Origin of the sequence: uncultured Psychrosphaera sp. (assembly GCF_947500655.1) — a bacterium.
GTDB lineage: Bacteria > Pseudomonadota > Gammaproteobacteria > Enterobacterales > Alteromonadaceae > Psychrosphaera.
This window is the reverse complement of sequence record NZ_CANMSK010000015.1, coordinates 92474-106096: the sequence shown is the minus strand read 5'-3', so window position 1 is coordinate 106096 and position 13623 is coordinate 92474. Positions and strand designations below refer to the sequence as shown.

General features: G+C 37.8%; 11 protein-coding genes. 10 read left to right on the top strand and 1 reads right to left on the bottom strand.

The genetic code is table 11. The features are described from left to right. Nucleotides 1-440: 440 nt before the first annotated feature. Complete coding sequence (locus tag Q0940_RS12895; protein ID WP_299269163.1) at nt 441-1673, bottom strand: HAMP domain-containing methyl-accepting chemotaxis protein; 1233 nt, start codon at nt 1671-1673, stop codon at nt 441-443. A 760-nt stretch (nt 1674-2433) separates the two neighbouring features. Between Q0940_RS12895 and leuS the strand changes: the two genes are divergently transcribed. The 10 genes from leuS to Q0940_RS12845 all read left to right on the top strand — a co-directional run bounded on the left by leuS (nt 2434) and on the right by Q0940_RS12845 (nt 13570). Then, the gene (gene leuS, locus Q0940_RS12890) at nt 2434-5049 is read left to right on the top strand and encodes a leucine--tRNA ligase (RefSeq protein ID WP_299269158.1); all 2616 of its coding nucleotides are present in this window, start codon (nt 2434-2436) and stop codon (nt 5047-5049) included. Between the two features lie 208 nt (nt 5050-5257). Further along, the gene (lptE, locus tag Q0940_RS12885; protein WP_299269156.1) at nt 5258-5743 is read left to right on the top strand and encodes an LPS assembly lipoprotein LptE; all 486 of its coding nucleotides are present in this window, start codon (nt 5258-5260) and stop codon (nt 5741-5743) included. A gap of 5 nt (nt 5744-5748) precedes the next feature. After that, a complete protein-coding gene (gene holA / locus Q0940_RS12880) occupies nt 5749-6804 on the top strand; it encodes a DNA polymerase III subunit delta (protein WP_299269154.1) in 1056 nt (351 codons plus the stop codon). 4 nt (nt 6805-6808) lie between these two features. Beyond that, on the top strand, nt 6809-7489 hold the full coding sequence (gene nadD, locus Q0940_RS12875; protein ID WP_299269152.1) for a nicotinate (nicotinamide) nucleotide adenylyltransferase: 681 nt from the start codon (nt 6809-6811) through the stop codon (nt 7487-7489). Nucleotides 7490-7613: 124 nt separating this feature from the next. Next, the gene (gene rsfS, locus Q0940_RS12870; protein WP_299269150.1) at nt 7614-7958 is read left to right on the top strand and encodes a ribosome silencing factor; all 345 of its coding nucleotides are present in this window, start codon (nt 7614-7616) and stop codon (nt 7956-7958) included. A 21-nt stretch (nt 7959-7979) separates the two neighbouring features. After that, the gene (rlmH, locus tag Q0940_RS12865; RefSeq protein ID WP_299269148.1) at nt 7980-8450 is read left to right on the top strand and encodes a 23S rRNA (pseudouridine(1915)-N(3))-methyltransferase RlmH; all 471 of its coding nucleotides are present in this window, start codon (nt 7980-7982) and stop codon (nt 8448-8450) included. Between the two features lie 10 nt (nt 8451-8460). Beyond that, entirely contained in the window at nt 8461-10383 is a 1923-nt protein-coding gene (gene mrdA, locus Q0940_RS12860) for a penicillin-binding protein 2 (protein ID WP_299269146.1), read from the top strand. Then, nucleotides 10376-11491: a rod shape-determining protein RodA gene (gene rodA / locus Q0940_RS12855; protein ID WP_299269173.1), complete on the top strand. Its 1116-nt coding sequence runs from the start codon at nt 10376-10378 to the stop codon at nt 11489-11491. The genes mrdA and rodA overlap by 8 nt, the downstream gene beginning before the upstream one ends. 7 nt (nt 11492-11498) lie before the next feature. Further along, nucleotides 11499-12275: a septal ring lytic transglycosylase RlpA family protein gene (locus Q0940_RS12850; protein WP_299269144.1), complete on the top strand. Its 777-nt coding sequence runs from the start codon at nt 11499-11501 to the stop codon at nt 12273-12275. A gap of 140 nt (nt 12276-12415) precedes the next feature. Further along, on the top strand, nt 12416-13570 hold the full coding sequence (locus Q0940_RS12845; RefSeq protein WP_299269142.1) for a serine hydrolase: 1155 nt from the start codon (nt 12416-12418) through the stop codon (nt 13568-13570). Nucleotides 13571-13623 lie beyond the last annotated feature (53 nt).

The window sequence follows — 13623 nt, the reverse complement described above, 5'->3', positions numbered from 1 at the left end:
AATTGATATCGGATTTTGAACTATTCAAAAGATCGGTCAATGGATCGTTAAATATTTCTTAACTGATCGGCATTACAAGCATATAAGCCTATTTATTGTCTCCGAACCGCAGGTTCGCGATTTTGCTTTTCGCTCTGCTTTACCTCCCGATTCAAATATCTGTATTAAATATAACTTTTCTTAAATCGAGCGGGCATGGATGCCCGATTGAGGAAAATGTTCAGGGACGAATGTTTTTCCGTATTTGAAGATGAAAGTTAGTATTTAATACAAATAGATATTTGGTGACGGACGGCCTTTTTGGGTTACGTTTTTGGGCTGTTGCAAAAAGGTAACTTGCCGAGGGGCGAAACCTTAGAATTCTGACAAGCACCATGACAAAGTTAATACACCAAATAGAAAATAAGCCTCATTAGAGGCTCTAAAAAAAACAGTTGATTTTACTCAACAAACTGCCCTAACCCCTTTTGAGTAGAAGTAGCCATACTTTGTGCTTTACTCGCCTGCTCTGTGGTTGATTGCAAACGCTGTTGAATGTCATTACTTAATGAGGTAATTCCTGCAGCAAAATCTGCGGTATTATTTTGTTGTACTTCTAATGACGTTACTGACTCCATAATGACGCCAAAAGCCGTTACGTTTTCTTCAAAATCGCGGTTCATCAATTCAAAAATACTTGATGTGTCTCTTATGCTTTGTTCCATATTACTAGACTCTGTGATCAGTGTGGTTGATTCAGTATGCGTTTCACTTACCAAGGTTTCCATTTGATTTAAGAAGTTACTGATCTGCTGCGTTGCATCCGATACTTTGCTGGATAAACTTCTCACTTCATCAGCTACAATGGCGAATCCTCTTCCGGCCTCTCCTGCTCTAGCTGCTTCAATAGCGGCGTTTAATGCTAAAAGGTTGGTTTGGTCGGCAAAACCTTCCACTACTTTTAAAATATTACGTACATTATCTGCATTATCTTGTAAGCCTTTTACGGTAGAAGAAAAGTGATTTAACAGTTGAGTGATTTTTTCAATTTGTTGTTGTGAGCTTGATAGTATTTGATTGGCATTTTGCACATGCCCTTGGTTTTTTTCATTGGTTGAGGTTACTTGCTCCGACGCGCTAACAATCCCAAAAATACTTTGGCTGACTTGTGTCACGGCATCTGTAATATTGTCACTCATTGTTTTTTGCTGATCAGCTTGTTGGTAACTCTCGTTGACCAGACTGGTCACTGTTTGATTGGCTTTAGTTGCACTTTGGGCATCTAGGTAAACCTGTTTAATTAAGCCGGTTAAGTTATTGGCAAAGGTATTATACGCTGTAGATAACTCGGTAAATTCGTCGTGGCTAAATTTAGGCAAGCGAGTTGAAAGGTCGCCTTTGGTGTGGTTTATATTGTTCAGTGTCGAGAGTAAGGCTTGCACAGGCTTAACAATCAGATGATGCATATAGAAAATGGTAAAAATAAAGCTCAACGCACTAACTATAAATAAAATAGTCGAAACCATTTTCATCGTGCCTTCATCAATGTCTGGCGACGACATCCAGCTAGAAAACAAGTACAGATTTGCTATTTGAAACAAAAAAAGAAAACCTATATTCCCTATGATTTTTCGACTTAAGGTAAAGAAAAACTTTCTCTCAATAAAGTCATAAACACTTTTAAACCATTCCATAATACTGCCTCCTAACACAAAATGTTTACTTGTATAAGCCACTCTTTATATAAGCTTCTACATAAAGCTATTGCCAACATGCTACTTTCTGCATAACACCATAATATGCTTTATAAACTAAAATATTGTTTGAGATCAGTAAATAGCGAGAAAAATAATTTTTCTTTCTGTATTTACTAATACCAATTGTATTAATGAATTGATTAGTTCAGAGCTATGTTAGAGGTGTGAGAATAAGCAAAATTTGTGTCGATATAGTTATTCTCGGCTTTGTCTCCTGAGTCGCTCTATCTCCTGCATCCATGCAGTCGTACACCAAATAAATTTTGCGCTGCTCATATGAATAGTTTGGCGCGCCTCTAACAAGCTCCCGAAGGGCGAGTTTAAAAGCTTCATATGCTTTGTTATTGATTTCAACAAGGGAACAACCATTCTCTTCAATCAATGCCTCACCTATGAACCTTTTAATTCTCGCTGAATAACTAATTCATTAATTCAATTGGTATTACACCACAACTTATTGCCTGAGAGGTGACGACTTGTTTACTTCATAAGTGCAGCTTATTAAATTTCTAACTGTAATTTTTTTACACAAATTGTGTTTTTTCTCATATCCTCTCTTGTTGCTAACAGGCTTATTCGTTATGCTTAGCGCCTTAAAATTCCACGGCAATTTTTCGATATTATTTCTAATGCCGCGACTAATCGTTATACGCCTAAGTACAGTCATTTAGGTGTAACCGCAAACTGAGATCTAACCATGCAAGCAGAATACAACCATCAGGAAATTGAACAAAAAGTTCAACAACATTGGACCGACAATCAAACGTTTAAAGTAACGGAAGATGAAACTAAAGAGAAGTTTTACTGCCTCTCAATGTTGCCTTACCCTAGTGGCCGCCTGCATATGGGACACGTTCGTAACTACACCATTGGTGATGTTATTTCTCGTTTCCAAAGACTTAACGGTAAAAACGTAATGCAACCTATGGGTTGGGATGCGTTTGGCCTACCTGCTGAAAATGCAGCAATAAATCATAAAACTGCGCCTGCTAAGTGGACGTACGAAAATATCGATTACATGAAAAACCAACTTAACTCTTTGGGTTTTGGTTATGACTGGAACCGTGAAGTGGCAACTTGTACCCCTGAGTATTATCGTTGGGAACAATGGTTTTTCACTAAGTTGTACGAAAAAGGCTTAGTTTATAAAAAAACCGCAACGGTAAACTGGGATCCAGTTGATAATACGGTTTTAGCCAACGAGCAAGTTATTGACGGTCGTGGCTGGCGCTCTGGTGCATTAGTAGAACAAAAAGAAATTCCACAGTGGTTTATTAAAATCACTGATTACGCTGACGAATTATTAACAGACTTAGACCAACTAGAAAATTGGCCTGAACAAGTTAAAACCATGCAGAAAAACTGGATTGGTCGTTCTGAAGGTGCTGACATCAAATTTAAAGTTGTTGGTGATGATCTTACTGATGGCCTTGGAGGTGATCTTGCTGAGAATGGAACGTTAGAAGTTTATACAACGCGTCCAGATACTTTACTTGGCGTAACCTATGTAGCGGTTGCAGGCCAGCACCCTCTTGCTTTAAAAGCAGCAGAAACTAATCCTAAGTTAGCTGAATTTATTGAAGAATGTAAAAGTCAGTCAGTAGCAGAAGCTGATATGGCAACCATGGACAAACTTGGTTTTGATACTGGTTTTAAAGCTATTCACCCAATTACTGGTGAAGAAGTTCCAGTATGGACAGCTAACTTTGTATTAATGGGTTACGGCACAGGCGCAGTTATGTCTGTTCCGGGTCATGATCAACGTGACTGGGAATTTGCGACTAAATACGGTTTAACCATTAAACAAGTTATCACAGCCGAAGATGACATTGATTTGTCTGTAGCTGCATACACAGGAAAAGGTAAATTAATTAACTCTGGTGAATTTGACGGATTAGAGTTTGCTGACGCATTTGCCGCGATTGTTGCCAAATTAGAGCAAGACGGTAAAGGCAAAAAAACAGTTAACTTCCGTTTACGTGACTGGGGTGTTTCTCGTCAACGTTACTGGGGCGCTCCTATTCCAATGGCAACCTTGGAAGATGGCACGTCGGTTCCTGTTCCAGAGCAAGACTTACCAGTTATATTGCCAGAAGATGTGGTAATGGATGGCTCAGCGTCTCCTATTAAGTCTGATCCTGAGTGGGCAAAAACCACGATTAACGGACAAACTGCATTTAGAGAAACCGATACTTTTGATACCTTTATGGAGTCTTCTTGGTATTACGCACGTTACTGCTCACCGCAATCTGACGACATGATGTTAGACCCAGAAAAAGCGAATTACTGGTTGCCTGTAGACCAATATGTGGGTGGTATTGAACACGCTATCTTGCATTTATTGTACGCACGTTTTTTCCATAAATTAATGCGTGATGTTGGTTTGGTTGAGTCTGACGAACCGTTTAAACGTTTATTGTGCCAAGGCATGGTATTAGCTGATACTTATTATCGTGAAGCGGATAATGGCGGAAAAGTTTGGATTTCACCAACAGAAGTTGACGTTGAACGTGACGACAAAGGCCGTGTAACTAAAGCATGGCATATTAAAGACGGTCAGCCGGTTATTTCTTCTGGCATGTCAAAAATGTCTAAGTCTAAAAATAACGGCATAGATCCGCAAAAAGTTATCGACAAACTTGGTGCCGACACTGTTCGTTTGTTCATGATGTTTACCGCGCCTCCAGAGCAAACATTAGAATGGTCAGATACCGGTGTTGAAGGTGCGCATCGCTTTATTAAACGTGTTTGGAAATTAGCAAACGACGTTATTGATGCAGGTTTAGTAAAAGACTTTGATTTTGCCACTTTGACTAACGAGCAAAAAGCCGTTCGTCGTGAAGTACATAAAACAATTGAAAAAGTAACGGACGATTTAGACCGTCGTAATACCTTTAACACAGCAATTGCTGCGGTTATGGAACTAATGAATAAATTAGCCAAAACGCCAATGAATTCAGAAGCAGACAAAGCGGTATTAACAGAAGCAATGGAAGCGGTTGTTATTATGTTAACGCCAATTACTCCACACGTTTGTCACGATTTATGGGTAATGCTTGGTAATGGTAACGACGTTGAAAATGCACAATGGCCGGTGGCAGATAAGTCTGCGATGGTTGAAAGCGAAAAGCTTATTATTGTGCAAGTTAACGGTAAAGTACGCGGTAAGCTTACCGTTGATGCTGACGCGTCAGAAGAGAAAGTTAAAGAATTAGCTTTTGCTGAGTCAAATGTTGAACGTTTCTTGTCTGACAAAACGGTACGTAAAGTTATTTTTGTTAAAGGTAAAGTGTTAAACATAGTTGCCAATTAATACAGCTAATTAACTTTATAGCATTAACTAACCGTTAAATTGGAAGCCAAGATAAACTCTTGGCTTCTTTGTAGTTAGCATTTTATAACTAGACCTTTAAATTCAGCTTTTTTAGCTGGGCTATTTAAAAAAAACCTTAAATAGCGTTTAATAGTCTGGTTATAAATTTAACCATCCTTAAAATTATTTGATGAGCACCATTTCAACTATGAAATCTGTATTAGTATTCACCACTATTTTAATTGCTTTATTCTCATCAAGTTGTGGTTTTAAACTTAAAGGGCATTACTATCTGCCTGACTCATTACAAACCTTGTACTTAACCTCTAGCAAAAAATTTAGCCCCTTGGCTAAACAAGTAAAAATAAGACTAAGCCAAAATAAAGTTACTTTATTGCCTAAGTTCAATGTTAATAATGCCGAATTAAAAATACTGCCTGAACAATTTCAGCGCCGTACTCTGTCATTATTTCCTAACGGTCAAGTTGCTGAATACGAACTAATTTATCAGGTTGAGTTTGAAGTCCGCTTGCCAAACAAGCCAACCCAACATTTCTCTTTTGAATTAACCCGAGAGTTTCAAGACGATCCCAACAATGCGCTTGGTAAAGAACGTGAGCGTCAATTGATTTTGTCTGAGTTACGCGTATTAGCCAGCGACCGTATTATGTCGCAACTCAATGGTATTAATTAACCGCTATGAAAATTTACGCCAATCAAATAGCAACCACACTTAAAGATGGATTAGCGCCCTGTTATTTATTGTTTGGTGATGAGCCGTTTCAAATTAATGATTGTCGTTTACAAATAAAACAAGCTGCAAAGCAACAAGGTGTTGAAGAGTTTATTCGATTGTCTGACGACGATCAGTTTGAATGGGATGAGTTAATTGACCATTGCCAATCTATGTCTTTATTCTCTTCTACTAAGTTAATTGAATTAGAACTCACGACTGGCAAAATGCCAAAAGCTGGCAGTGACGCGATAAAACAAATAACCGAGCAGCTCTCGGCTGAAACTAGTTTAGTTATTTTTGGACCAAAACTAGAAAGTAGCCAAACGCGCGCGGCTTGGTTTAAAGGCCTCGACAAAGTCGGTATTTACATTCCAGTTTATGATATTGACGGCAATCATCTACAACGTTGGTTAAAAGATCAATTAGCCAAACACAAGATGCAAATGAGTTACGAAGCACAAGTGTATTTATTGGAATATACTGCTGGTAATTTATTGGCCTGTGCGCAAGAGCTTGAAAAGATATCTATGGCGTTAAACTCTTCTAATATCACCTTAACAGATGTTGAAAAGTTGGTAGCCGACCAATCTCGTTATTCAGTTTTTCAATTAATAGATCAATTATGGGCTGGTAATGCCAAGCAATGTATTAATATTATTGAGCGTTTAAAACTTGAAGAATTGGAGCCAAATATTATCCTTTGGGCATTGCAAAAAGATGTGGTGTTAATTCAACAATTAAACCAAGCGTTAAACTATAAACTCGACACTAAATCAATTTTAGACAGCCATAAAGTGTGGAAAAACAAACAAGCACTTTATTTAAACCAAGCAAAACGTATCCCAACACATATTTTAAATGCAGCGGTTCATCAATTATCGCAAATTGACCAAGGGATAAAGTTTCATACCTTACCTTGCCCGTATTCAATGTTTGCTCACGTTTGTTTAATGCTTACAGGTGCGACGGACTTAGCTAATGTTAAGTTACCCCTGGACTTAGATTTGGAGTTAAATTAAGGCGATGCCTTTATCTAACAAACCAGTAATAGTTATTTACGGTGGCACGTTTAATCCAATCCATAATGGTCATTTATTTCCTGCAATAGAGTCGGCTAAGTCAGTTAATGCTGAAACCTTGATCTATCTGCCGTGTCATATTCCGCCACATAAAGAAACGCCAAACGTAAGTAGTTTCCATCGTTTACAGATGACAAAACTGGCCTTGCAAAACCTTGATGATAACCAGAATGACAGCTCGTTAAACATTGAAACCAGTGGCTTAAACATTGAAATAAGCGACTATGAAATTCAATTAACAACGCCCTCTTATACCCGCCAAACTATCGAATATTTTTATCATAAATATCCAGATCATAAACTGTATTTTTTGATTGGTATGGACTCGTTAATTAATTTCCATTTGTGGTTTAAGTGGCAGGAGATATTTTCTTTTTGCGATTTACTGGTGATGCAAAGACCTGGTGTTGAATATAACCCGAATAAGCTTCCTTCTGAGCTTCAACCATATTTAAAAAGCCAAGTCATTATCACCTCGGTTACTGAAGTTGACACGTCCTCCTCTGAAATACAAAACATGTATAGCCAGTCGGCTAATAAAGCCGAAAATAGAAACAAAAACGAGTTAACTATGCTTCCTCCTGCCGTCCAGCAATACATAGATTCCCATAATTTATACAAGTAGCACCCGCTTTAGTTTAACAAAAATAAAAAAGCAGGCACTTAGATGTTATTTAGCCCTGTACTCTATGGCGTTAGCAAAGTAGAATCTAAAACAATTTCAAGGTTAAAACAGGTCCATAACCACTTTGCAAACTCAACAAATTCTAGAATTCGTATTAGATAAAATAGACGATCTTAAAGCTCGTGACATTATTACTATTGATGTTGGTGCTACATCTACCATTACAGAACACATGGTGATCTGCTCTGGTAACTCAAGAAAACACGTTCAATCAATTGCTGAACACGTTGCTTATGAAGCAAAAGAAGCTGGTGAAACACCTTTAGGTGTTGAAGGCAAAGAAGATAGTGAATGGGTACTCGTTGATATGGGGCCGGTTGTACTGCATGTTATGCAAGAAAGTACTCGTGACTTTTATCAGCTTGAAAAATTATGGCAAAAATTAACTCCGTCTTCATCTGACGAATAAGTATTTTAGGTGTTTTTCTGAATGAAGATTCAACTTGTTGCTGTTGGAACCAAAATGCCTGCTTGGGTTGCTACTGGTTTTGCAGAATATCAAAGACGTTTTCCAAAAGATTGTTCGTTTGAATTAATCGAAGTCCCTGCTGGAAAACGTGGGAAAAATGCCGACATTGCTAGAATATTACAAATTGAGGGCGAGAAAATGCTCGCTCATGTTCCTGCCTCCAATAGGATTGTCACTTTAGAAGTAACAGGTAAACCTTGGGATACTCATCAGTTATCTAAACAACTTAGCAGTTGGCAAATGGACGGCAGAGACGTCAGTTTGTTAGTAGGTGGGCCTGAAGGACTTTCTCCTGAGTGCATACAACGTTCAGAACAAAAATGGTCTTTATCACCACTAACCTTACCGCACCCTATGGTAAGAGTGATTGTTGCAGAAGGTTTGTATCGCGCTTGGAGCCTTAATAACAACCATCCGTACCACAGGGAATGAGGGTTTATTAATGCGTAGAGATTCTTACCATATTCAAGATCATTCCGCTGAGTCGAACTTATTTGCTCAACGCGCTGTAATATCATTATTTTTCATTGGTAGTTTAATGTTACTGTTAATTGGTAATTTGTTTTATTTACAAATTAGCTCTTATAATTCGTATCAAACACGCTCCAATGAAAACCGCATAAAAGTCCAACCTATTCAGCCAAACCGTGGTGTTATTAAAGATATTAACGGTAAAATATTAGCCGGTAATGAGCCAACATTCAGTTTAGAAATAATTCCTGAACAAATTGCGGATATGGATAAAACCTTAGCGGAAATAGGCGAGATTATACAAATTAGTGACGAGCAAATAGAAGTATTTAAACGTGCTATTAAATATCGTCGTCGTTTTAAAGGCATGCCACTTAAATCAAAACTAACGGACAAAGAAGTCGCGTTATTTTCGGTGCATCAACATAGATTCTCCGGGGTATCTATTGAGGCTCGTTTAGCCCGTCATTACCCTTTTGGTGATTATTTTACTCACGGCGTTGGCTATGTAGGCAAAATAAACAAAAAAGACTTACAACGACTTGATGATACCGGCCAACTTAAAAACTATGCAGCCACACGTAGTATCGGAAAAATCGGTATTGAACGTTATTACGAAAGTCAGTTGCATGGCATTACAGGCAGCCAAGAAGTAGAAGTAAATCACCGTAGCCGAGTATTAAGACAACTGAGTGTTACTTCGCCTATAACCGGCACCGACTTACACCTTGCTATTGACGTTGACTTACAAATAAAAGCGAAAGAGATCATGGGTGACAACATGGGTGCAATTATCGCTATGGACTCAAGAGATGGTGCACTACTTACTTTTTACAGTAATCCTACTTATGATCCTAATTTATTTGTAAACGGTATTAGTCAAAACGAATATTCAAAGATCATAGGCTCTAAAGATAAACCTATGTTGAACCGCGTAACCCAAGGGCAATATCCGCCAGCCTCAACGATCAAACCGCAATTAGCATTATTGGCACTAGATAAAGGCCTGATCACCAAAGATACCACGATTTGGGATCCCGGTTATTGGCGTATTCCAAATATTGAAGTACAACGACGATTCAGAGACTGGAAACCACAAGGCCATGGTCATGTAGACTTGTTAACGTCTATTAAGCAGTCATGTGATATTTTTTACTACGATCTCGCTTACCGCCTAGGTATCGATAACATTAGTGAATTTGGTTCTAAATTTGGTTTTGGTGATTATACCGGTGTTGATGTTTTTGAAGAATCAACGGCCATTATGCCATCAAGAGCTTGGAAAAAAGCCCGTTTTAAAGAAGTTTGGTATAAAGGCGATACAATCTCAATTGGTATTGGTCAAGGATACTGGACTGCCACCCCTGTTCAGCTCGCAATGTCGACCGCAATATTGGTAAACCGTGGAAAAATAGTAGAACCTAGATTAGTCACTGGTATCACCAAAAATGGTGTTTACCAAGCAACTGCAACCAAACATAGAAATCCGATAGTATTAAAAAATGATAAACATTGGGATATAATTTTAGATGCTATGTATCAAACCGTTACCGCCTCAGACGGAACAGCAAGAAAAGCCTTTGAAGACGCCGTTTATAGTTCCGCAGGTAAAACAGGAACGGCTCAGTTATTTGGTTTAGATGAAGATGAAGAATATAACGTAGAAGATGTTGCTGAGCGCTATCGTGATAACGCTATGTATGTTGGCTTTGCGCCGTATGAATCCCCTAGTATTGTTATTGTTGTTGCTTTGGAAAATGCCGGTGGCGGTGGTTCACATGCAGCACCAATTGCTAGAAAAATATTAGACCTCTATTTTGGTTTAGGTTTAGCGGGTAAACGAGACTTAACAAATACTATTCCACCTGTGGACACAAACAATGACAATGGTTAAAACAGAAAACGAACGACGCCGAAGTTCTATGTGGTTTCGTTTCCATGTAGATGTACCTTTAATGTTAGCTATACTGACGTTAATGCTGTTAAGTGTTTTCGTGGTATATAGTGCAGGTGGCCAAAACATAAATATGGCCATACGCCAAATGTTTCGCCTTGGCCTTGGTTTAGGTGTGTTATTAATTGTTGCTCAAATATCACCTTTTTTCTATCAACGATGGGCACCACATATTTTTGTTGTTGGTGTCATATTACTTATATCAGTTTTATTATTTGGTGATATGGGCAAAGGCGCGCAGCGTTGGTTAAACTTAGGTATCACTAAGTTCCAACCATCTGAAATTATGAAACTATCGCTACCTATGATGATGGCTTGGTTTTTAAGCAAATATACTTTGCCTCCTTCTACTAAAAATACCTTTTTTAGCTTTTGTATTATAGCCATTCCTACATTATTAATTGCTAAGCAACCTGATTTGGGGACATCCCTATTAGTTGCTAGCAGTGGCTTTTTCGCTCTATTTTTAGCTGGATTACGTTTTAGAATTTTATTTGGTTTAATCGCTATGTTTGCTGCATTTTTACCAATATTATGGTTTTACTTAATGCACCCATATCAAAAACAACGAGTGTTAACCTTCTTGAATCCAGAGAGCGATCCGCTTGGTTCTGGTTACCATATTATTCAATCAAAGATTGCAATTGGTTCTGGTGGTTTTCAAGGTAAAGGCTGGCTGCAAGGTACACAATCACAGCTAGAGTTTTTGCCAGAACGCCACACGGACTTTATATTTTCAGTATTTAGTGAAGAGTTTGGATTCATTGGGGTATTACTATTATTAGCCGTTTACGCTTTTATTATTATGCGCGGAACTGTTATTGCGATAAGAGCACAAGAAGGCTTTACTAAAATATTAGCAGGCAGCTTAACACTAACCTTCTTTGTTTATTTATTTGTAAACATCGGCATGGTTTCAGGCTTAATGCCAGTTGTTGGTGTTCCTTTACCACTAGTAAGTTATGGTGGTACCTCAATAGTTACCTTGATGGCCAGCTTTGGTATATTAATGGCAATTGCAACCAATAAACGATTATTGGCAGCTTAAATCAATTATGAATAAATTTACTCTTACCTTACTTTTATTAATGCTTTTATCCGCTTGTACAACGAGTCGATATTCTCATAAACATGACAGTGCCCCGACTCGTCCACCGACGACTTTAGAATTAAAAGACGCAACGGTAACAAATGAAAAAGTAGGCAGAGGAAACAGTCCTTACACTATTAAAGGCATCCGTTATGTGCCTAGAAAAAATAGAAAAACATTTACCCAAACAGGTACTGCATCTTGGTATGGTAGAAAATTTCATGGTCATCTAACTTCAAATGGTGAAATCTATAACATGTATCAAATGAGTGCGGCTCATAAAACCTTACCATTACCGAGTTTTGTTAAAGTCACCAACTTAGCTAATAATAAATCGACGATTGTACGTGTGAATGACCGAGGTCCGTTTTATCAAGAAAGGATCATTGACCTGTCTTATGCTGCGGCTTATAAAATTGGTGTTTATGACACAGGGACAGCTAAAGTTCAGTTGGAGGTGGTTTTTCCTGACTCAATTGAGCCAGAGTCAAAACAAGCTCAACAAACTGAGAAGCAACAATTTCATGTAAAACTAAGTGGTATAGAAAGTATTGAGCATGCTGAAGAAGTTGGTAAAGGTTTATCTATTATGCTGAACCAAACCTATTCGTCAGTGCAATCAGACAGTGATATCGCTCTATTATTTGGCCCATTTGATGACCAAGTTACCGCTGAAACATTTAGCAATCAGCTATCGGATGTTACTTATAATAAAAGCATAATTAAAAACGTTTTACCTTAATCTGACATTTTTACTGCTTGTTTACATTAATTCCTATATGAATGATACCTTTACCCTAGACACACGTTGGTCTCATGTGGATAATACGGTTTCTATATTCACGTTGTCCATATTCAACCTTTTCGGAAAATAATGAAAAAATGAAAAATTTATTATCTAAATTAATTTGTGTTTCTCTTTGTACTCTTTCATTTGTTTCAAATGCCAAATTTATGGTACCTAATCCTCCAACGATCAACGCTAAAGCATACATCCTAATAGACTATCAAACTGGTAAAGTACTTGCTGAAAAAGATGCAGACAAAAGTTTAAACCCAGCTAGTTTAACTAAGATGATGACAAGTTATGTTATAGGCAAAGAGCTTCAAAACGGTACTATCTCAATGAATGATATGGTGACCGTTGGTGATAATGCTTGGGGCAAAAAATTTCGTGGTTCATCAAAAATGTTTATTAAAGGTGGCACTCAAGTTTCAGTTGCTGACTTAAACCGAGGTATTATTATCCAAAGTGGTAATGATGCCTGTGTTGCAATGGCAGAATATATTGCAGGTAGTGAAGAGCAGTTTTCACAAATAATGAACTTCCATGCAGAAAATATTGGCCTTAAATCATCACACTTTGTTAATAGCCATGGCTTAACAGCCAAAGGACACATGACAACAGCAAGAGATATGGCAACCTTAGGTATGGCACTTATTCGTGATGTTCCTGAAGAATATGCAATCTATAAAGAAAAAGATTTTACTTATAACAACATCTCACAGTTAAATAGAAATACTTTATTATGGGATAAAACCTTACAAGTTGACGGCATTAAAACAGGTCATACAGATGCAGCTGGTTATTCTTTAGTAGCATCAGCACTAAAAGGTAGCATGCGTTTAGTCGCGGTTGTTATGGGCACATCAAGTGAACGTTCTCGTAGCCAAGAAGCCAAAAAATTACTTAATTACGGCTTCCGTTTCTTTGAAACGTTAGTTGCATACGAAGCTGGAACTGAATTTGCCAAACAGCGTATTTATATGGGCGACAAAGAAGAAGTTCGCTTAGGTATCAACCAAAGCACAGCTGTTACTGTTCCTCGTGGATTCAGAGACAAGTTAACTGCTCATTTCACACTAGATAAAGAACTTAAAGCACCTATTGCTAAAGGTGAAGTTGTTGGTACTTTAGTACTAAAAATTGAAGATGAAATTATTACTGAGTACCCTCTTGTTGCACTTGATGAAGTGAACGAAGGCAGCCTTTACCAAAAACTAAAAGATTATATTCGTCTAAAATTAGATTGGTAAATATCGGATATAGTATTTAATTAAACCGACCTACATGGTCGGTTTTTATTCAA